Genomic DNA, 20,206 nt, shown 5'->3' with positions numbered 1-20,206 from the left:
CTGAACTGCACATGGGCTTGCCCCGCTGTACTATCGCCGACGCCACAAATGCGCCTGTGTGGCAAACACGCCCTGCAGCTTCGCCAGCACCCGGTTCGCCACCCCGCGCCGCGGCAGATCACCCGAAGCCAACCGCTCCACCACGACCTCGACCGGGCAGGCGGTGCCGCTGCGCGGGTCAAAGTACCGTGGATAATCTATCAGGGCGGCATGGGCCAAACCTTCGATGCTCACCTCGGCCCTTCGCCGCGCCGGGATATCGCCGCGGTCTTCGGTCAGCCCCCAGCCCGCGTAGAAGGGGGCACCTAAGGTCACCACCTTGACGCCGCGCAGCAGGGCCTCGAACCCCAGCAGCGATGTCATGGTCCAAACCTCATCCACATGCGCCAGCAGGGCGATGGGGTCGGCATCGGGCAGCACACGGTCCGCCAGCCCGCCTGCGTCTATCGCGCCAAGGCGCAGACCCGCATCTACATCTGGATGGGGCTTGTACAGGATCACGGCGTCGGGATGCGCGGCGCGCGCGGCTTGTAGCAGGGCCAGATTGGTGGATACCGCATCGGTGCCCGCACGGATGGAGGCGTCGTCCTCCACCTGACCCGGTACCAGAATGCGCCGTCCGGCGGGCAGGGCGTCCAGATCGCCACCGCCGCCAAGGTTATACTTGCTCAGCCCCGCGTTGCGCAGCGCCGCAATCAACCGTGCCGCGCGGCGCGACTGGTCGGGGCGCATTTTGGAGCGCGACGTGATCAGCTGTTCCAGCCGGCTGGGGCTGCGCGGGTCATAGTAGATACCCAGATCATCGCAGACCAGCGACAGGGGCGGCACCAGATCGGCCCCCAATCCGCGCGAGCGCAGGAAACCGTCTTCGACCCGCAGGGCACCGGCATGGGCCTGCGTCGCTTTCGAGGCCCAGACCATCCAGGGCTTGCCCGTGGCGCGGGCGGCCTTTGGGTCATTCTGGTAGGTCACCGGCGACCAGCAGCCAAAGAAACGCTGCAAGGGCTGACGTTTCCACAGGCGCATGTCAGAGGCGACCCAGCCCCGGTGGTCTTCGCGCCAGGCCCGGGTCTGCGCGGCCATCGCCTCTATCACGGTTTCCAGATCACACAGGCAGTCACGGTGCGGATCGTACCATTTTGGATAAAGGATCATCGCTCCTGCAAAAAGTTGCGCACGGGTCAGCACGCGTTGCCGCCGCTGCACGGGGAATTCGTCTTCGGTCAGGCCCCAGCCCGCATAGAAGGGCTGCCCGAAGACCCGGGGCTTGTGGCCTGCAAAGATCGCCTCGAACCCCATTTGCGAAGACACGGTATAGACACGCACGGCCCCTTCAAACAGGGGCCAGGGGCTGATGGGGGCGGTCAGCAGGGTGATGCGGTCGTTGGCGTCCTGAGGCCCGAAATGACCGCTGCGATAGCCCTTTGCGGTTTCGGGATGGGTCTTGATGATGATCCGCGCGCCGGGGTTCTCTTGCTGGGCAAAAACCAGCATCTCAAGGAACCGCGACCGGTCCGCGCCCGAGGCCGCGACCGACGCATCTCCCAAGGTCTGGTCGATCACCAACACATAGCCGGGATCCGGTGCGGGGTGCGCGGTGTCGAACCCGCTGTATTTGGTCAGATGCGCCTCCGTGATGCGGTGGATGGCACCGCGCGCACGGTCCAGCAAAGCCGTGTCATCCAGCGGGTGGCTGGTCAGGATGTCCTCAAGCTCGGAGGGCTGTGCCGGATCGAAATGCAGCCCCTTGTGATCGACCAGCAGCCCCAGCGGCGGCTCGCCTGCGCGACCGGGAAACAGCGACCGCAGCATCGCGTCTTCGACGCGGACAACGGGCAGCCCTTTTTTTGTTGCAACGGCCAACCCACGATGCGCGGTGCCTGCATTGCCCCAGACAGCGATGGCATCCCCGTCGCGCGGCATGCCCAGATGCAGGCTATAGCCCGACAGCTGCAAGATGCGCCGCACCCGTCGGTTGGTGACAAAGCCGCCGTTAAACACAAAAAGCCGCCGGTCCCGTGGGGAACCGGCGGCGGGTGTGTCGTATATTTCAGGCCCTAAAGCCATCGGTCTAGATCAGTTGCTCGACGCGAGCGACGACAGGTTGTTGACCGAGCTGGCCGACCCCGTGATCGAGGAGATGACCTTGCTCCATTGGGTGAAGGGGGCTTCGGTGACGTAGAGCGTATCACCATCACGGATCACGAAATCGCGGGCCATGAACATGCCGTTGGGCTTGGTCAGATCAAGCACATAGACCATGCGCTGTGCGCCTTGCAGGTCATTGCGGCCCAGAACCTGTGCCACGACCGCTTCGGGTTCGTTGCGGAAGACGAAAACACCTGTCGGGTCAGCGGTGCCCGCGTTCAGGCCGCCGACCTGTGCGATGCCTTCAAGCGCCGACAGGTTCTTGGTCTCGAACGGGACTTTCTGCTGCGCGCCGGTGGCACCAAGGGCCACAAAGGACCGTGTGTCTTCCTCGATCAGGATGCGATCCCCGCCGCGCAGGGCGATGTCGAGCTCTGGGTGGCTGTAAAGATCTTCAAGCCAGATTTTGCCCCGCTGATTGCCACGCAGCACGGTGACCTGCGCGATCTGGGGGGTGATGGTCACACCACCGGCACGCGCCAGCATGGTGGCAAGCGTGCGCGTGGGGCGTTCAATCGCATAGACACCCTGCGCACCGACAGAGCCGACAAGCGACACGGTCGCCCCGTCACCGGCCAGACGGCGCACCTGAACTTGTGGGTCCGGCGTTTGTTCGGACAGTTTGTTGGTGATGATGCGGCGGATCGCTTCGGGGGAATTGCCAGCGGCCTTGATCCGGCCCGCGTAGGGCACAAAGATGAACCCCGATCCGTCGACCTGCACTTCTTCCAGCACGGTGGCGTTGGCCCCTTGGGCCGCCAGCAAGCCATCATCGACGTTTTCCCAGATCGTCAGCCCTAGCGTATCACCGGGGTTGATCGTATCCGACCCAAGCTGACCGGCGTTGATGAACCCCGGGCTAAAGCCAAGCGCGGGGGCGACGGCGGTGGCGCGGGTCACACGGTCGTTGACGGCGACAACAAACGCGTCGCCTTCCTTCTGGACCGATCCGGCAAAGATCTGACGTTTGTTCGGGCCAACCTGCGGAAGGCCACATGAAGATACCACGGCCATAGCCGCAAGTAATGCGATGGGACGCGCCCACCGGAAGGGTACGGATTTCACTGCCCGGTCTCCTCGACCTGTTCTTGTTCTGCCTCGAATTCGCCGATTTTTTCGGCGTAATTATCATCGGCTTAGCGCAGATCGGATCGAAAAGCTACTGTCGGGGCGAAAAACGCTCAGGTGACGGCCCGCAACTGTTGCCTTGGTGCCGCGGTTCCCAGCTCTAGCGCGTCGTAGGGGTCTTCGGGGGCAAGCATCATATCGACCACTTGCCGCATCAACTGTGTGCGCGCGCGTGCCGCATAAAATCCGCCCGGCACCTGCGAGGTTTCCAGCAAATACCGGCGATAATCCTTGTAGGCTTTGTTATCGGGGCGCGAGGCGGCGGCAAAGAATTGCGCCAGCGGCTGGTCCGAGACGAATTCGGGTTTCGCATAGACGGCGCTGCCAAACACCTTGAGCGGAATTCCGCGCCACAGCACCTGCTGACCGGCGGTGGAGTTCACAGTAACGGCCGTGCGGGCATCGTTGAGCAGCTGCGCCAGCTTGCCGCCGCGCACGAAATGCACCCGGTCTGCGACACCCAGATCCCGCGCCACCTGTTTGACCACGCGGCGCAGAGGCGCGCGGCCGTCTTCCAGCGGATGGGCCTTCACAACAAGATGATGGTGACGCGGCGCGCCCTTGGCGAAACCTTCCAGCACCACGGTCAGGAAATCGGTCATCGTCTCGAAGGGGGAGTGTTCCTGGAACGAGCTGTCGTGCTCCAGTTGCAGCAGCGCCAGATGGTAGGGGAAGCCGCCCAGCCGAATACGCAGCGTTGCGATCAGCCGGTCCAGCGCCAGCGCGGGCATCAGCAGCAGCCGCTTGAGGTACAGCTTGAACTCCTTGGTCACCGGCAAGCTCCGATGCGGGCGGAAGTTACGGTAGTCGCCGTTCCGGAACAGCACAAACCAGTGATAGAGCGCGCCATAGAACACATGCTGGCGCATATCGCCCCAATGACCGGGGGGGAGGGGAGCCTCCATATCCGAATTGGCCAGTGCTGCCTGCATTTGTTCGATGGACATGTCCATCAGCCGGGAATTGCCGTTGGACCCGCCGCGTTCATAGGTGACCCAATAGGGGCGCATGTAGCCTTCTTCAAAGACATGCACGGTCAGGCCGCGGGCCTTGGCCTCGGCCACGGCTTGGGCGTGGATCGGGCGGGTGTCGCCATAAAGCACGATATCTGTGACACCCTTGTCGGCGAGCAGCGCAACAAAGGTGTCTTTCCACGTGTCAGCCGTGCCGCGGAACGGGATATAGCTGCGCGGGTGGAACCAGAAGGCCCGATCGCCTGCGTTGAACCCCACACGCCAGACCTGCGCCCCCGCCAGACGGAGCATCTTGCCCAGACGGTTGAAGAAGGGGCCATGCGGCCCTTGCAGGAAAAGGAAGACCCGTTCACGGGGTGCTGCGGCGTTCATCGGTTGCTTTCGGTTTATCTTGGTCATCGGGCAGACAAACACCGGATACCGGCGAAAATGTGGCGTGTCTGTGGACTTGTCATGCTGCGGGCAGAGGTCTACTTCGGTAGCGACCAGTATAGAAGAGGCAGGCGCATGTTTACAGGCATTATCACGGACATCGGAAAGATCACCAAGCTTGAACAGCAAGGCGACCTGCGCGCGCGGATCGAAACGGGCTATGATACCAGCGGCATCGACATGGGGGCCTCTATCGCCAGTGATGGCGTGTGCCTGACCGTGGTGGATCTGGGGGCCGATTGGTACGAGGTGCAGATCAGCGCCGAGACCGTGGACAAGACCAACCTTGGCGCATGGGAGGTCGGACGCCGTCTGAACCTTGAACGCGCGCTGAAGGTCGGGGACGAATTGGGTGGGCACATCGTGTCGGGCCATGTCGATGGCGTGGCCGAAGTGGTGGCGCTGCGCGACGAGGGCGACAGCACCCGCGTGACCCTGCGCGCGCCCGAGGATCTGGCGCGTTTCATTGCCCCCAAAGGCTCTGTCGCGCTGAACGGCACCTCGCTGACCGTGAACGAGGTCGACGGCTGCGATTTCGGCATCAACTTTATCCCCCACACCAAAGAGGTGACCACATGGGGTGATGTCGCTATCGGGGACCGCATCAACCTAGAGATCGACACATTGGCCCGCTATGTTGCGCGGCTGGCGGAAATGTCATGATCGCGGGGATCGGACATAATCAGGGCCCCAGCCTTGAGCGCGGCCAGAAATGGCGCGCTTTCCAGTGGCAAAAGGCCCGCGAGGCGGCGATGCCTTCAGCGATCCCGCTGATGGTGGTCAAGATGCGCGTGGCGCGCGCCCGCGAGCTGGGGTTGGACTACAAGGCCTATGCCGCGATCCGTCAGGCCACGGGGCGCGATATTCTGGCGCTGCTGTTCTCGTCCAATGCGCTGCGGGTGGTCCGTGCGGGGGCACCGCATATCCCCCTGCGCGAGGCCGAGGTGCTGGACAAGGTGCAGCGCGCCCAAAAGCTGGCGCTGGTACATCGCCCGCTGCGGCCCGACAGTGTGGCACAGGCGAATCCCGTGCTGGACCATGTGGCCGAGGCCCCCAAGTTCACCGACAGCTGGAGCGCGATGCGCGATCATCTGGGGCAGGTGGTTCAAGGGCGCAAACTGGTCGGCGATCAGGTGCTGATCATCGGCGACACCGGATTGGAACGGGACTGGGCCACTGCAAGCAAGGCGGCGGGCTATGTGGAGGCCGCGCGCTATTTCGGCGCTTAACGCGGACCGCCGCGCGCGGTGACGGTGCGGAATTGAGTTTATTTGGCAAAATGAAGCAGGGAGGGGGGCGGCCCTGCTCTGGCAAAGGCGCGTGGGGTGGGGTATGTGCCAATGCAACAACGATTGAGGTGACCCCATGCAATTTGAAACGCCCGGACCGGTCGAGGCTGAATTGGCGGATGCCATCGCGCCCATCGAAGAGATCATCGAAGAGGCCCGTCAGGGTCGCATGTTCGTGCTGGTCGACCACGAAGACCGCGAGAACGAAGGCGATCTGGTAATCCCCGCGCAGTTCGCGGATGCGGATGCGATCAACTTTATGGCCACCCACGGGCGCGGGCTGATCTGCCTGCCGATGACCGAGGAACGGGTCAACACGCTGGGTCTGCCGATGATGGCGGTGAATAACTCTGCCCGCCACGAGACGGCCTTTACCGTATCGATCGAAGCGCGTGAGGGGGTGACCACCGGTATTTCCGCCGCCGACCGTGCGCTGACCGTCAAGGTCGCCATCGACGAGGATAAAGGCGCGGTGGATATCGCCACGCCGGGGCATGTGTTTCCGCTGCGCGCACGCGATGGCGGTGTCCTGGTCCGCGCGGGCCACACCGAGGCTGCCGTCGATATCTCGCGTCTTGCGGGGCTGCATCCCTCCGGTGTGATCTGCGAGATCATGAAGGAAGACGGCACCATGGCCCGCCTGCCGGATCTGGTTGCATTCTGTCAGCAGCACGACATGAAGATCGGCACGATCAGCGATCTGATCGCCTATCGCCACAAGCATGACAATCTGCTGGTGGAGCGCGACAGCCGCACCGTGACCTCTGCCTATGGGGGTGACTGGAAGATGCAGATTTTCACCGACGAGATCAGCGGCACCGATCATGTGGTCCTGTCCAAGGGCGACATCACGACGGAGGCTCCGGTTCTGGTTCGCACCCATGCGATCAACGCGCTTGAGGATATCCTCGGCCTCGGGCCAAGCCCCGCCGACGAATTGCCACGCGCGATGCAGATCATCGCGGACGAAGGCCGTGGCGCGGTGCTGTTGTTCCGCGATCCCGACCCGCGGTTGCGTTTCGAGGACGAAGAGGATGATCGCCCCCGTACCGTCAAACGTACCGGACTTGGCTCGCAGATCATGGCGAGCCTTGGGTTGCACAAGCTGATTTTGCTGACGGATAACCCCGATACGCGCTATCTGGGGCTGGACGCCTATGACCTTAGCATCGTGGGCACGCGCCCCATCACGCAGGAGTAAATGCAATGGCTGCTGGAAATCATACGACGCTGACCACGCCGCGCTTTGACACGCCGGTTAAGGTTCTGATCGTCATTTCGCCCTATTACTCGGACATCGCCGAGGGCTTGCTGAAAGGCGCCAAGGCAGAGCTCGAGGCCGCCGGGGCTGAATGGGACGTGGTAGAAATGCCCGGCGCGCTGGAAATCCCGACCGCCATCGGCATCTCTGACCGCAAGAGCAATTTTGACGGCTACGTGGCGCTTGGCTGTGTCATCCGCGGCGAGACGACGCATTACGAGACGGTGTGCAACGACAGCAGCCGCGCCTTGCAGCTGATGGGGTTGCAGGGCATCTGTATCGGCAACGGCATCCTGACCGTCGAGAACCACGAACAGGCCGCCGTGCGCGCTGATCCGGCGGGGCAAAACAAGGGGGGCGGTGCGGCAGCTGCGGCCTTGCATCTGATCGCGCTGAGCCGTAAGTGGGGCGACATTCGCAAAGACATCGGTTTCAAGCCGCGCTCGGATGAATATCTGATGGCGGGCGACAATGACGGACCCAAGACAGCATGACATCCTCCGCCGGCCTTTCGGGCAATCAAAAACGCAAGATGAAATCAGCTTCGCGGCTTTATGCCGTGCAGGCCCTGTTCCAGATGGAGCATTCCTCGCAAAGCTTTGACACCGTGCGCAAGGAGTTCCTTGAGCATCGCTTTGGCGCCACTTACGACGGTCAGGAAATGATCGATGGTGACATCCGGCATTTTGCAGACCTGCTTGAGACGGCGGTGAACTATCAGGCGGCGATTGACCAGATGACCGACCGTGCGCTGGTGGCTAAATGGGCCATCGCGCGGATCGACCCTACTTTGCGTGCCCTGTTCCGCGCCGCCGGTGCCGAGCTGCGCGCGCAGGAAACGCCGCCGCGGGTTGTGATCAACGAATATGTCGACGTGGCCCGTGCATTCTTTGAGGGGGGCGACGAGCCGAAGTTCGTGAACGCCGTTCTGGATCATATGGCCCGCGAAGCCCGTCCGGAAGAGTTCTGAGCCGGACAGGCTCAGATCATCGTCTTTGGTCGGCAGCGACGGACCAGCGAAAGAGCTGATATTTTCGGGCTGATATTGTCGGGAAAGTGTGACGGGACCACCGCTGCCGTTCTGTTCTATATTCCCGAGGACCTGTATGTACAGGTGGGCGCCAGATAAACGAACCAGGGCTCGAACAGAGCCAGCTCCCTCGGATTTGCTTAAGGCCACTGGAATGTAACTTTTACAAACAGGGCAGAACCCGTCACCCCCGTTAAGTAGGCGCGACCATAGCCTGCGACAAGGGGTATTCTAGCTTGGCTCGGTGTTTTCGACAAAGCGGTAGCGGGTCAGCTCTTCTGGCAACAGCAGATAGATTTCATCGGGCGGCGTGACCAGCGCGTGCTGCATGACCAGCGGGTCGATGCCCATCTGATCCAGATAGGTCATGACCTCGCCTTGGCCGCGCTGGATGTCCTCCACCGCGACAAACGCGGGGAGCAGGGTGCTTTCACCGAAAAAATGCTGGTGTACCCCGACAGAGGCGTCCTCTGGCACGTCGCGGCTGGTGCCTGCGGCCAATAGATAGGGGCAGGCGGAATAGCAGATATCGCCGCTGCGCAAGGCGGTCGTGAGCCCAGCATCCCGCAGATACCGCCCCAGACGCAGCGCGTCGCTGACTGACCCACCGGGCGAATTCAGGATCACGCCCTCGGGTTGGGGATCAAGCGCGGTGATCTGTTTCTCGATGCGTTCGGCATCACCCGCCATGATGCCCCCTTCCAGCAGCACGCGCGTGCCGCCTTCGACCACGGTCAGGGTCAGCCGTTCGGGCAGGGGCGTGTCCGGCATGGGGCGGCCGCCGGGGCGGGCGCGGTCGGGTTGAAACCGGCGGGTCTGGTCGCCGGGGCGCGTGGGTTCGGTCAGCCCCGGGGCTCGCGGGCCAAAGCCGGGCAGGCGCAGCCCCTCGTCCAGATCGCCCCAAAAAAGCAGCCCCGCCAACCCCAGCTGAAAGATCAGAACGCCGCCCAGAACCCGTGCCACGGGTGGGCGTTTGGAAGGATCACGTCGCAGTTTCATGTGGTTTTCGAAGGCGTGCTAAGGGCAGGATTCTCGGTCACGATATCATGGGGCGCAATGTCATCGCGGTCATCATGCGCGTCCTCTTCAACAGATGTGCCCTTCATCGCCGCATCCATGTCACGCATCGCCAGCACCGCGGCCCGCAGTTCGGCAAGGGTGAGTGTTTCCTCGATCGCGCTGCCCTCGCGACCTTCGCGGATCGCGCCTTGGGTGATGGCGAGAATGAAGACCAGCACGGCGGGCAACAGATCAATGGCAATCGCGCCAGCCCAAGAGGGCACGAAGTTGCGCGCGTATTTGATCACCGCATCGGCGCTGGAAATCGGGGTGTAGGTCGTCTCTGTTGGCGGGGCCATGGCCAGCACGTCTTGGGCTGCACGCTCCAGTGTGGCGGCACGTTGGGCCAGAACCTCAAGCACGGCACTGATGGTCGAGGCCTGATTGCCCCGCACCTCGACACTGCTGCCATCCAGTTCGGGCAGCACGACAGAGGCCGACAGATCCTGCGCGGCGCGCTCGACCAGCGGGGCGACTGACAGTTGCCGCAAGCGCGTGATCAACCCGGCAAGCCGTACCGCCTGTTCGGAAAATTCGACCGATCGCGCTTCCACCGGACCGGGTTCGACCGTCAGCGCGCGCATCCGGCTGAGAATCTGGTTGCCCTCGACAAAGGCGTCATTGACCAGCGGGGTCTGGGTGGCGATCTGCGCCTCCAGCCCCGACAGCTCTGCCGATTTCTGTCGCAGCACGCGGAACACGGCACCACGCCCCGCCAAGCCCGACAGCCCGCCCGTGGCCTCCTGTTCGCTCAGATCCTCGAAACTTTGACGAACACGGGCAACGTCACGCTCCAAGCCTTGGGCGGAAAGGGTGATCTCATGCGCGCGCTCCAACGAGCCTTGGTAATCCTGCACGGTCTCGGCCAGATGCTGTTCCACCGCAGCGGATCCGGCAAGGGCGGCGGCGTTCAGCCAACTCGACATCGCGATGATCGCGACGCTTCCCAGCGACATGGCCCCCAACAGCCCAACCCGCGCACGGGCGCTGCGCACCGCCGGAAACAGGCGCAGCATATAGGACCAGAACACAAAGATGCCCACGGAAACAGCAGCGGAATAGGCGATCGCGGCAAAGGCCGACATCGCCCCGTTGTCATCCAGCAAGGACGACACCCCAAGATAGGTGTAGATGCCCGACGCCACCGCCAGCACCCCAAGCGCTGTGCCCGAAAACGTATCGAGCCAGCCCAGATGCCCTTCGAGTTCGCGGGCATAGCGGATGCCGCGCTGTTGATGTGTCGAGTTTTCGCCGTCGCGCGCCATATGCCCACCCTGTTTTCTTTTGAACTAGATAGGTTGCGCGCTGCGGATTACCAAGCGCTTGCCTGATGTTCATGAATTGTTCATATTGCCTCCATGACCCAGACTGACCTGATGACCGCCCCGACCTTGCAACCCGGACAGTTGATTGCCCGTGGTGTGACCCGCCAGCTTGCCGCACTCGGTTTCGCGAGCGTTGAGGAACTGGTGCCGACACGCGGCCTGCGGGTGGATGTCATGGCGCTTGGTCCCAAGGGGGAGATCTGGATCGTCGAATGCAAATCCAGCCGTGCCGATTTCATGTCCGACAGCAAATGGGACGGGTACCTCGAATGGGCCGACAGGTTCTTTTGGGCGGTGGATGCGGATTTCGACGTCGACCTGCTGCCCGAAGACACCGGCCTGTTTATCGGCGACAGCTACGGGGCAGAGCTCGTGCGCATGGGACCGGAAACCCGACTGGCTGCCGCGCGTCGCAAAAAGATGACCCATCTCTTTGCCACCCATGCCGCGCGCAGGCTGCATATGCTGCGCGACCCGCATGCCATGCCGCAGTGGGGCTAGGGTACATCAATATTCCAAATGGAAAATATCCCGGGGGGTGCCGCGCAAAGGCGCGGCGGGGGCTGGCCCCCCCCATCCCAACCGGGCAACGTGCCTTAGCGCTTGTTCTTGCCAGCTTTGCCCGCACGATGGGCTGCGGCCATAATCTCTTCCGCGATTTCAACGGCTTCATCCGTGGTGAAATCCATCGGGATCTCGATCCCGCCTTCCGCTTCGATGAACAGCCGCACCATGCCCTTATCGGTTGGCCCGATTTGCAGGTTGGCTTCAATGTCGCGTTCTGTGTCGATGCCCATGAGGTTTCTCCGAAACTGTGTCAGATCCCGTACCCTGCGGCGCTAGAAATGGCAAGTTTTGCCATTCTCACTTGAGACAGTACAAATCGAAGTTTGCGACGGATATGTGCTTGCATTCCTTTTTCATGAACGCTAGATCGACCGCAGTGCCGCCTTAGCTCAGTTGGTTAGAGCGCCTGATTGTGGATCAGGAGGTCCCTGGTTCGAGACCAGGAGGTGGTACCACTCCCCCCCTCAATAAAATTAGACCACATGTCTGTTCGGCGTGATGTATTTGTGCGCCTTGCCTCGGCACTGCGGCGCATAGGTTGCGCGCGTTACTCGATCGTGACGCTCTGACGCAGCTCGCCTGTCATCCGGTCAAAGATCAGAATCACATCTTCCTGTGTCACCACAGCAAACCAGTCGGGGCCTTGGGTGAAGGTCACCGCTTTTTCGCCGTCGGGCAGGGTGATAGAGGCCGGTAAATCGGGGCTCTTGTTCGAGAACCGGATGACAAGTAGCCCGATCACGACTAGAAGGCCGAAAATCATTGTGGCGGTCAGCACCGTCACCAGCCGCCGCAGGAATTTGATGTTCGGGGGCTCGGAAGGATCAGTCATGTCGCACCGTCAAATTACGTTTACCATCGCGGACAGCCCGCCACCTCGCCTTGATAAGGCGCTTGCGCGCGATGTGCCAGAGGATGCGAACCTGTCGCGTACACGACTGGGGCGTTTGCTGGAACAAGGGGCCGTGCAGGTTGACGGAACAGTGGTAACCGATCCGCGCAGTCGCGCCGAAGCGGGGCAGCAGATCACCGTCGATGTGGAAGAGGCCGAAGACAGTCATATCCTCGCCGAGGAAATCCCGTTGGAGGTCGTCTTTGAAGACGCGGATCTGATCGTGATCAACAAGCCCGCAGGCATGGTGGTTCACCCTGCGCCGGGCAGCCCGTCGGGGACGTTGGTCAATGCGCTGCTGGCGCATTGCGGCGATGACCTGTCGGGGGTGGGCGGCATGAAACGCCCTGGCATCGTGCACCGGATCGACAAGGATACCTCGGGTCTGCTGGTTGTCGCCAAGTCTGACGCAGCCCACCACGGGCTGGCCAAACAGTTTGAGAAACACACCGTTGAACGCTATTATCAGGCCTTGGTCTACGGCGTGCCGGATGCCAACGATCCGCGCCTGCGGGGGGTGAAGGGGGCCAGCTTCGAGCCGGGCAATATCCTCAAGCTCACCACGCAGCTGGCGCGTCACCGTACCGACCGCCAGCGTCAGGCCGTGTTCTTTCAGGGCGGCCGCCACGCCGTGACCCGTGCGCGCACCGTTGCTCGGCTTGGTAATCCAGAGGTTCTGGCGCTGATGGAATGCTGGCTTGAAACCGGCCGTACCCATCAGATCAGGGTGCATATGGCCCATGCCGGTCACGCATTGGTGGGCGATCCGACCTACGGTGGCAAACGCAAGCTCGCAAAGGGCGCGGTCTCGGACGCCGCCGCCGAAGCGGTGCGCAGCTTTCCGCGCCAGGCCCTGCATGCGGCGGTATTGGGGTTCGATCATCCGGTCACGGGCGACTACGTTCGCTTCGAAGCGCCGCTGCCCGGCGATATGACTGACCTGCTCGGCGCCCTGGGCTACGACCTGCCCTAGTGCACAGTTGTGTGATCGACCTGTAGTAAAACGGTTTTTTAAGGATTATTGGGCCCAATTCACCGTCCCATGCGTTAGGCTGGACACTTGAAACGGAGCGGGGCCCTCTCCATATCTATGTTAATCCAAATAACATGGGCCCCGGAAATTGGGGAAAGGGACAAAGATGGCTAATTACGCAAATCTGCCAGCGCCAACACCGGAAGGCGGATTGAACCGCTATATGCAGGAAATCCGCAAGTTTCCCCTGTTGGAGCCGGAAGAAGAATACATGCTCGCCAAACGGTGGGTCGAAGAGCAAGACACCGAAGCCGCGCATCGCATGGTCACCTCGCACCTGCGTTTGGCGGCCAAGATCGCCATGGGCTACCGCGGTTACGGTCTGCCGCAGGCAGAGGTGATTTCAGAAGCCAACGTCGGCCTGATGCAGGCGGTCAAACGCTTCGACCCCGAAAAAGGCTTCCGTCTGGCGACCTACGCCATGTGGTGGATCCGCGCCTCGATCCAGGAATATATCCTGCGATCCTGGTCGCTGGTGAAACTGGGCACGACCTCGGGCCAGAAGAAATTGTTCTTCAATCTGCGCAAGGCCAAGAACCGCATCGGCGCGCTGGAAGAAGGCGACCTGCACCCTGACAACGTCAAACGTATCGCGACGGACCTTGGTGTGACTGAAACCGAAGTCATCTCCATGAACCGCCGTATGTCGGGCGGGGATGCGTCCTTGAACGCCACGGTCGGCTCCGAAGGCGAGGGGACGATGCAGTGGCAGGACTGGCTGGAAGACGAAGACGCCGACCAGGCCACCGACTACGAGGAACGGGACGAACTGGAAACACGCCGCGAGATGCTGGCAGAGGCGCTGGATGTGCTAAACGACCGCGAGAAAGACATCCTGACTCAACGCCGCTTGTCGGACCAAACGGTCACGCTCGAAGATCTGAGCAGCCAGTATGACGTCAGCCGCGAGCGTATCCGCCAGATCGAGGTACGTGCCTTTGAGAAACTGCAAAAACGCATGCGTGATCTGGCCCGTGAAAAAGGTCTGATGGGCACCGCCTGATCGCCAGCCACGGTTTAGAATATTGGTCCCCGCAAGGCGCGTCGCTTTGCGGGGATTTTTTCTGCGCCCCTTGATGCTCTGCCGCGGCTCCCCCTACAGTCGCGCGACACCAAACATCAGGGGATGACGATGAAAACGCTACGCTGGGGCATCCTCGGGGCTGCCCAATTCGCTCAAGAACAGATGGCCCCGGCCATCCACGCGGCGAAAGGGGCCGAACTAATTGCCCTCGCCACATCTCATCCTGACAAAGCCGCGCCCTTTCAGGCCTTTGCCCCGCAGCTTGCAGTGCACAGTAGCTACGAGGCGCTGCTCGCCGATCCGGATATCGACGCGGTCTATATCCCGCTGCCCAACCATTTGCATGTGGAATGGTCGCTCAAGGCGCTGAAGGCGGGCAAACATGTCCTATGCGAAAAGCCGATGGCGATGCAGGCGCAAGACTATGATCAGTTGATCTCCGCACGCGATTCCACGGGCCTGCTGGCGGCCGAAGCCTTTATGATCGTCCATCACCCCCAATGGATACGCGCCCGAGAGATCGTGCAATCGGGCAGTCTGGGTCGGCTGCGCCACGTGGCGGTCAACTTCTCGTTCTTCAACGACGATACCGGCAACATCCGAAACGACCCCAAGGCTGGTGGGGGCGTGCTGCCGGACATCGGTACATATGCCTTCGGCTGCACCCGCTTCGTCATGGGGCAAGAGCCGACCGCGATCTCCCATGCCAAGATCGACTATGAAAACGATGTCGATGTCTTCGCGCAGGTCGCGGCCCGCTTCGACGGGTTTGACCTATCCGCAACCGTGTCCATGCGCATGTTCCCGTTTCAGCAGGTCATCCTCCACGGCGAAAAAGGTATCCTGCGTCTGACCTGCCCGTTCAACCCGACGGTCTATTCCCAAGCCGAGCTGCATCTCGAGACCGCACAAAACAGCGCCACCGTCGAACGTTTCCCCGGCGTGAACCATTATGTGCAACAGGTCGAAAACTTTGGCGCGTCAGTGACCGAGGGCGCGGCCTATCCCTGTCCGCTTGAATTCAGCCGCGGCACCCAACGCATGACGGATATGGCCTTTGCCGCCGGGGGTTGAGCCTTTGCACTTGCGCCCTACCTATAAGGGGTAACACGCAAGGGGGATGATCATGGCCGGAGGATGGGCGAAAGACGGCGCTGTCAGTGAACAGATCGAAGCGTCGATTAACGATGAGCTGGCCCGCCTCAAGGCGCGCAAGGCCCCTCAGGGCGAAAGCCGCACCCATTGCGCCGAATGCGAAGAACCGATCCCCGAGGCGCGCCGGCAAGCTTTGCCGGGCGTAAAGCTCTGCATTGATTGCGTGCGCGAACGGGACGGACTGGCGCAGGCCCGCGGTGGCATCAACCGGCGCGGCAGCAAAGACAGCCAGCTGAAATAGCCAAAAGCAAAACGGGGCGCTGCATCTGCACCGCCCCGCTCAATTTCCAGATGGTCTTAAATCCTCGCCGAAGGCATTAAACTCTTATGCCTTCCCGCAGGATCAATCCTCCATCGCTTCCAGCTCATTAATGAAGCCCGAAATCATCGACAAGCCCTTATCCCAGAACGCGGGGTCAGAGGCATCAAGCCCGAAGGGGGCCAGAAGCTCCTTGTGGTGCTTCGATCCGCCCGCTTTCAGCATATCGAAATACTTGTCCTCAAAACCCGGCTCGCCTTCTTCGTAGACCGCATACAGCGCGTTTACCAAGCCGTCGCCGAAGGCGTAGGCATAGACATAAAAGGGCGAATGGACGAAGTGGGGGATATAGGCCCAGAAGGTCTCGTAGCCGTCCATGAATTCAAACGCTGGCCCAAGGCTCTCGCCCTGCACCGACATCCACAGCGCGTTGATATCGTCTGGTGTCAGCTCTCCACCACGGCGGGCGTCGTGCAATTTGCATTCGAAATCATAAAAGGCGATCTGGCGCACGACCGTGTTGATCATATCCTCGACCTTGCCGGCCAGCAGCACTTTGCGCTCGGCATTGGTCTTGGCCCCGTCCAGCATCTTGCGGAAGGTCAGCATCTCGCCAAAGACCGAGGCGGTTTCGGCCAAGGTCAGCGGTGTGGAGGATAGCATCTCGCCCTGACCCGCGGCCAGCACCTGATGTACGCCGTGGCCCAGCTCATGCGCCAGCGTCATCACGTCGCGCGGTTTGCCCAAGTAGTTAAGCATCACATAAGGGTGCACGTCGGTCACGGTGGGGTGGGCAAAGGCACCGGGGGCTTTACCCGGTTTGACGCCTGCATCAATCCAACCTTCGGTAAAGAAGGGGGCCGCGATTTCGCCCATACGGGGATCGAAGGCGTTATAGGCGTCCATGACGGTCTTTTCGGCCTGTTCCCAGCTGACGGTTTTGGGGTCTTCCATCGGTAGGGGGGCGTTGCGGTCCCAGACCTGCATGGTGTCGAGGCCCAGCCATTTTCGTTTCAGCTCGTAGTAGCGGTGGCTGAGCTTGGGGTAGGCGTTGACCACCGCATCGCGCAATGCTTCGACCACCTCGGGCTCAACGTGGTTTGACAGGTGGCGGCCGGTTTGCGGTGTGGGCATTCCGCGCCACCGGTCGATGACCTCTTTTTCCTTGGCTTGCGTGTTATGCACGCGGGCAAAGGTCCGGATATTGGCCTGAAACACATCTGCCAATTCGCGCGCCGCGGCTTCGCGCAGATCACGCGACGGGTCGGTTAGCAGGTTCAGCACGCCTTCGATGTTCAGCGGCTCGTCGTTTACCTCGAATTCCAGTCCGGCGATGGTCTCGTCAAACAGACGTTCCCATGCGTCGCCGACGACGCCCAGATCATGCAGGAACTTTTCCATCTCGTCGGAAAGCTGGTAATCTTTCATCGCGCGGATACGGTCGAACACCGGCTTATACCGCGCCAGATCCGCTTTTTGGCTCAGCACGTTGGCAAGGTGATCATCCTCCAGCCGGTTCAGCTCAAGCGTGAAGAACACCAGCGGCGTGGTAAAGTTGGTGATCTTCTCCTGCGCGTCCGACATGAATTTGGCACGGCCAGAATCGGTGGTTAGCTGGTAATAGCGCAGCCCCGCGTAGGACATGATGCGTCCGGCGATCTGGTTGATCTTCTCATTGCGCAGCACACACTCCAGCAATTCGTTCGCATCCAGTTCGGCCAGTTTGCCTTCGTAATCTTCGGCAAAGCTGCGGCAGGCCTCTTCAAGCCAGTCCAGATCGCGCTTGAGCTCGGGGGCGTCTTCACCGGTGTACAGATCGTCAAGATTCCACTCAGGCAGCTTGCCGAAGGCAGAGGCCCCGGAACCGGCGTTGGCATCAAGGACGGGGACGGGCAGTTGAAACATGAAAAACCTCTTTTTGACGTTAAATCTACCTAAGCACGGGTCCGCGGCAAAGCAAGGCGATGGCGGCGCGGATTAGCCGTAAATCCGCAGCATTTCTTCAAGATCGGCCAATGTGTTGGCTTCTTGCAGGGGCTTGTCCTGTCGCCAGCGCAGCATCCGCGGAAAGCGCAAGGCGACGCCAGATTTATGCCGCGTGCTGCGCTGGATGCCTTCGAATGCGATCTCGAACACATGATGCGGGGTCACTTTGCGCACGGGACCAAACCGTTCGAGCGTATTCTTTCGCACCCAAGCCGTGATCTTGCGAAACTCGGCATCCGTCAGGCCGCTATAGGCTTTGGTAAAGGGCACCAGATCATTGCCGTTCCAGACCGCAAAGGTGAAGTCTGTGAACAGGTTGGCGCGTCGTCCTGACCCGGATTGGGCATAGATCATCACCGCATCAATGGTCAGCGGGTCCAGTTTCCATTTCCACCAATCGCCCTTCTTACGCCCCGCCAGATAGGGGCTGTCGGCACGTTTCAGCATGACCCCTTCGGCCTGCGCTTCGCGTGCGGTGGCGCGTTGGTCGGCCAGCGCATCCCATGTAGGGAAGGTCAGTTGCGGCGACAGGCGGATCGGCGCATCGTCGGGCAGGGCGGCGCAGGCCTGTTCCAGCAGCGCACGGCGCTCGGCAAAGGGGCGGGAGCGAATATCTTCGCCCTGCCATTCCAGCAGGTCGTAGGCGTGCAGCACCACCGGGGCTTCGGCCAGCAGTTTCTTCGGCACGGTTTTGCGGCCAATCCGGGCTTGCAGCGCATTGAAAGATGATGGCGCAGGCTGTCCGTCGGGCCAGACCAACAGCTCGCCGTCCAGAACCGTGCCGTCGGGCATGAAGTCCACCGCACGGGCGAGCTCGGGGAAGCGGTCGGTCATCAGCTCTTCACCACGCGACCAGACGAAATAGGTACCGTCCCGCAGGATCAACTGGCCGCGGATGCCGTCCCATTTCCATTCGGCTCGCCAGTCTTGCGGATCCCCCAGCTCTTGCGGCTCGGCTTCCAGCCCATAAGCCAGATAGAAGGGATAGGGGCGCGATGCGTCGGCAGAGGCATCTTCGGCCTCTACCAGCCCGTGCCATGTGGTGTCGTCGGGGTGCCAGTTGCCCATGAGGCGATGCGCCAGCTCGGGCTCGGGTTTGCCTGTGGCGCGAGACAGGGCGCGGGTCATCAGCTTTTGGCTGACGCCCACCCGAAACCCGCCGGTGATCAGCTTGTTGAAGATAAATCGTTCGGTCCCGCCAAGCGTCGCCCACGCGTCAAGAACAAAGGCTTTGCGGGCCTCTTCATCCTGGGTGTAAATCTCGCGCAGTGCCGCGATCCACGCGGCAAGCGATTGATCATCCTGCGTCGGGTTGGGGGGCAGAACGAGCGTGATCGTCTCGGCCAGATCGCCAACGATGCTGTAGCTTTCCTCGAACAGCCACAGGGGGATGTTCGCGCGCTCGGCGGCCCATTCGCGCAGCTTGGTGGTCGTGACGGCGCGTTTGGGGCGGCGGCCGGAAAATAGGGCGATGGTCCATAGCCGGTCGTCATCCGGTGCCGCGCTGAAATAATCGGCCAGTGCGGCGACTTTCACTGTCGTCTTGGTGCTTTGGTCGATGGCGTTGAACAGCGCGGCAAACCGTTTCATTCGCTTGCGTCCTTATCCAGGGTCTCACCTTCGAACTGGGTGGGAACGACCTGCGCTTGCCAGCCGCTATCGGCCAGAAACCGGCTGAAGACATCGGTGTAACCATGTGTCACATATATGTTTTCGGCTTCTGTCGCTTTGATCGCTGACAGCAGCCCATCCCAGTCCGCATGGTCCGAGATGATAAAGCCGCGATCGCCCGCACGGCGTCGACGTACACCCCGCACGGCCATCCATCCGCTGGCAAAGGCGGTTTCCTGCGGGCCGAATTTTTTCGACCACGCACTGCCCAAGGCACCGGGCGGGGCCAGCACAATCGCGCCGCGGTGATCCTTGGGGTTCAGGTCCGCATCGGCGAGGATCGTGTCGGGCAGGGTGATCCCCTGATCGCGCATGACGCGGTTAGTGTTCTCGGTCGCGGTGTGGGTCAGGATCGGGCCGATGCCGGGGTCGAGCATCGATAGCAAACGTTGGGCCTTACCCAAGGCATAAGCCCCCAGAAACGCCGTTTTGCCCTGTGCCGCGCAGCCTGCCCACCATGCGTTGATCTCTGCCGCCACGGCGGCTTGCTCGGCCCAGCGAAACACCGGCAGGCCAAAGGTGCTTTCGGTGATGAAGTGATGACATCTCACCGGCTCGAACGGGTCGGACAGCCCGTCATCGACCACCTTGTAATCGCCCGAGGCAACCCAGACCTCGCCGTCGACCGCAACGCGTATTTGGGCAGAGCCGGGGACGTGGCCGGCGGGGTGAAACGATACCTGCGCCCCGCCGATCTGCCGCACCTCGCCATATGCGATGCCGTCAGCGGTGATGTCGCCCAAACGATGGCGCATGACGGGCAGGGCGATATCGGTGGCAAGGTAACGGTTCATGCCCCAACGGGCGTGATCGGAATGCCCGTGGGTGATCAGAGCGCGGTCCACAGGCCGCCACGGATCGATATAGAAATCACCCGCGGGGCAATAAATGCCGTTTTCGTTGAATGTCAGAACAGGTTGCTTGGCCATGCGCATAAGCTAGCGGGGCGCGCGCGTTTGAACAGGGTGGGTGA

At 61.7% G+C, this 20,206-nt stretch carries 20 protein-coding genes, 1 tRNA gene and 1 other RNA gene; 11 read left to right on the top strand and 11 right to left on the bottom strand.

All coding sequences use genetic code 11. The annotated features are described in order from the left end of the window. Positions 1–30 precede the first annotated feature (30 nt). From C1J04_RS12380 to C1J04_RS12370, 3 genes are all read right to left on the bottom strand, one after another. Positions 31–2,067, bottom strand: coding sequence for a capsular polysaccharide biosynthesis protein (locus C1J04_RS12380; RefSeq protein ID WP_037953821.1), 2,037 nt, complete (start codon positions 2,065–2,067; stop codon positions 31–33). Between the two features lie 9 nt (positions 2,068–2,076). Then, positions 2,077–3,162: a polysaccharide biosynthesis/export family protein gene (locus C1J04_RS12375; RefSeq protein WP_005849224.1), complete on the bottom strand. Its 1,086-nt coding sequence runs from the start codon at positions 3,160–3,162 to the stop codon at positions 2,077–2,079. A 167-nt stretch (positions 3,163–3,329) separates the two neighbouring features. Next, positions 3,330–4,622: a capsule biosynthesis protein gene (locus tag C1J04_RS12370; protein ID WP_037953819.1), complete on the bottom strand. Its 1,293-nt coding sequence runs from the start codon at positions 4,620–4,622 to the stop codon at positions 3,330–3,332. Positions 4,623–4,757: 135 nt separating this feature from the next. Here C1J04_RS12370 and C1J04_RS12365 point away from each other — a divergent pair, with 135 nt between their 5' ends. The 5 genes from C1J04_RS12365 to nusB all read left to right on the top strand — a co-directional run bounded on the left by C1J04_RS12365 (position 4,758) and on the right by nusB (position 8,202). Then, entirely contained in the window at positions 4,758–5,345 is a 588-nt protein-coding gene (locus C1J04_RS12365) for a riboflavin synthase (protein ID WP_009825041.1), read from the top strand. After that, on the top strand, positions 5,342–5,911 hold the full coding sequence (locus C1J04_RS12360) for a hypothetical protein (protein WP_064216609.1): 570 nt from the start codon (positions 5,342–5,344) through the stop codon (positions 5,909–5,911). Before C1J04_RS12365 ends, C1J04_RS12360 begins: the two co-directional genes overlap by 4 nt. A gap of 136 nt (positions 5,912–6,047) precedes the next feature. After that, positions 6,048–7,172 (top strand): 3,4-dihydroxy-2-butanone-4-phosphate synthase, encoded by a 1,125-nt coding sequence (gene ribB, locus C1J04_RS12355; RefSeq protein WP_114865375.1) that lies wholly within the window; start codon positions 6,048–6,050, stop codon positions 7,170–7,172. 5 nt (positions 7,173–7,177) lie between these two features. Next, the gene (locus C1J04_RS12350) at positions 7,178–7,726 is read left to right on the top strand and encodes a 6,7-dimethyl-8-ribityllumazine synthase (protein WP_009825038.1); all 549 of its coding nucleotides are present in this window, start codon (positions 7,178–7,180) and stop codon (positions 7,724–7,726) included. Continuing rightward, complete coding sequence (gene nusB, locus C1J04_RS12345; RefSeq protein ID WP_009825037.1) at positions 7,723–8,202, top strand: transcription antitermination factor NusB; 480 nt, start codon at positions 7,723–7,725, stop codon at positions 8,200–8,202. The genes C1J04_RS12350 and nusB overlap by 4 nt, the downstream gene beginning before the upstream one ends. A 90-nt stretch (positions 8,203–8,292) precedes the next feature. On the opposite strand, the gene ssrS is transcribed toward nusB, so the two are convergent. The 3 genes from ssrS to C1J04_RS12335 form a co-directional block, all read right to left on the bottom strand. Beyond that, positions 8,293–8,446, bottom strand: a non-coding RNA gene (gene ssrS, locus C1J04_RS19825) — 6S RNA. A gap of 47 nt (positions 8,447–8,493) precedes the next feature. Further along, a complete protein-coding gene (locus C1J04_RS12340; RefSeq protein WP_009825036.1) occupies positions 8,494–9,261 on the bottom strand; it encodes a hypothetical protein in 768 nt (255 codons plus the stop codon). Further along, positions 9,258–10,586: a hypothetical protein gene (locus C1J04_RS12335; protein WP_009825035.1), complete on the bottom strand. Its 1,329-nt coding sequence runs from the start codon at positions 10,584–10,586 to the stop codon at positions 9,258–9,260. The genes C1J04_RS12340 and C1J04_RS12335 overlap by 4 nt, the downstream gene beginning before the upstream one ends. 93 nt (positions 10,587–10,679) lie before the next feature. On the opposite strand from C1J04_RS12335, the gene C1J04_RS12330 reads away from it, so the two are divergent. Continuing rightward, on the top strand, positions 10,680–11,147 hold the full coding sequence (locus tag C1J04_RS12330) for an MmcB family DNA repair protein (RefSeq protein ID WP_009825034.1): 468 nt from the start codon (positions 10,680–10,682) through the stop codon (positions 11,145–11,147). Between the two features lie 95 nt (positions 11,148–11,242). Here C1J04_RS12330 and C1J04_RS12325 read toward each other — a convergent pair whose 3' ends face one another. Next, positions 11,243–11,443, bottom strand: a complete 201-nt coding sequence (locus C1J04_RS12325; RefSeq protein WP_005849205.1) for a DUF6324 family protein — start codon at positions 11,441–11,443, stop codon at positions 11,243–11,245. 148 nt (positions 11,444–11,591) lie between these two features. Here C1J04_RS12325 and C1J04_RS12320 point away from each other — a divergent pair. Further along, positions 11,592–11,668, top strand: a tRNA-His gene (locus tag C1J04_RS12320). Positions 11,669–11,760: 92 nt separating this feature from the next. Here C1J04_RS12320 and C1J04_RS12315 read toward each other — a convergent pair. After that, positions 11,761–12,045: a DUF6476 family protein gene (locus C1J04_RS12315; protein WP_009825033.1), complete on the bottom strand. Its 285-nt coding sequence runs from the start codon at positions 12,043–12,045 to the stop codon at positions 11,761–11,763. Here C1J04_RS12315 and C1J04_RS12310 point away from each other — a divergent pair. From C1J04_RS12310 to C1J04_RS12295, 4 genes are all read left to right on the top strand, one after another. Continuing rightward, positions 12,044–13,078, top strand: a complete 1,035-nt coding sequence (locus tag C1J04_RS12310; protein WP_009825032.1) for an RluA family pseudouridine synthase — start codon at positions 12,044–12,046, stop codon at positions 13,076–13,078. The genes C1J04_RS12315 and C1J04_RS12310 overlap by 2 nt on opposite strands. Before the next feature lie 166 nt (positions 13,079–13,244). Further along, a complete protein-coding gene (rpoH, locus tag C1J04_RS12305; RefSeq protein ID WP_005849199.1) occupies positions 13,245–14,141 on the top strand; it encodes an RNA polymerase sigma factor RpoH in 897 nt (298 codons plus the stop codon). Between the two features lie 129 nt (positions 14,142–14,270). After that, positions 14,271–15,236 carry a Gfo/Idh/MocA family protein gene (locus tag C1J04_RS12300; RefSeq protein WP_437129173.1) on the top strand — a complete coding sequence of 322 codons (966 nt, stop codon included), beginning with the start codon at positions 14,271–14,273 and terminating at the stop codon, positions 15,234–15,236. 52 nt (positions 15,237–15,288) lie between these two features. Further along, positions 15,289–15,558: a DksA/TraR family C4-type zinc finger protein gene (locus C1J04_RS12295; RefSeq protein ID WP_005849195.1), complete on the top strand. Its 270-nt coding sequence runs from the start codon at positions 15,289–15,291 to the stop codon at positions 15,556–15,558. Between the two features lie 102 nt (positions 15,559–15,660). On the opposite strand, the gene C1J04_RS12290 is transcribed toward C1J04_RS12295, so the two are convergent. The 3 genes from C1J04_RS12290 to C1J04_RS12280 form a co-directional block, all read right to left on the bottom strand. Beyond that, complete coding sequence (locus C1J04_RS12290) at positions 15,661–17,481, bottom strand: M3 family oligoendopeptidase (protein WP_009825028.1); 1,821 nt, start codon at positions 17,479–17,481, stop codon at positions 15,661–15,663. A gap of 72 nt (positions 17,482–17,553) precedes the next feature. Beyond that, positions 17,554–19,152 carry an ATP-dependent DNA ligase gene (locus tag C1J04_RS12285; protein ID WP_009825027.1) on the bottom strand — a complete coding sequence of 533 codons (1,599 nt, stop codon included), beginning with the start codon at positions 19,150–19,152 and terminating at the stop codon, positions 17,554–17,556. Next, positions 19,149–20,168 (bottom strand): ligase-associated DNA damage response exonuclease, encoded by a 1,020-nt coding sequence (locus C1J04_RS12280; protein WP_009825026.1) that lies wholly within the window; start codon positions 20,166–20,168, stop codon positions 19,149–19,151. The genes C1J04_RS12285 and C1J04_RS12280 overlap by 4 nt, the downstream gene beginning before the upstream one ends. Positions 20,169–20,206: the final 38 nt, after the last annotated feature.

Source organism: Sulfitobacter sp. SK025 (assembly GCF_003352105.1).
GTDB lineage: Bacteria > Pseudomonadota > Alphaproteobacteria > Rhodobacterales > Rhodobacteraceae > Sulfitobacter > Sulfitobacter pontiacus.
The sequence above is the reverse complement of the archived record's forward strand: the minus strand, read 5'-3'. Positions and strand labels throughout refer to the sequence as shown.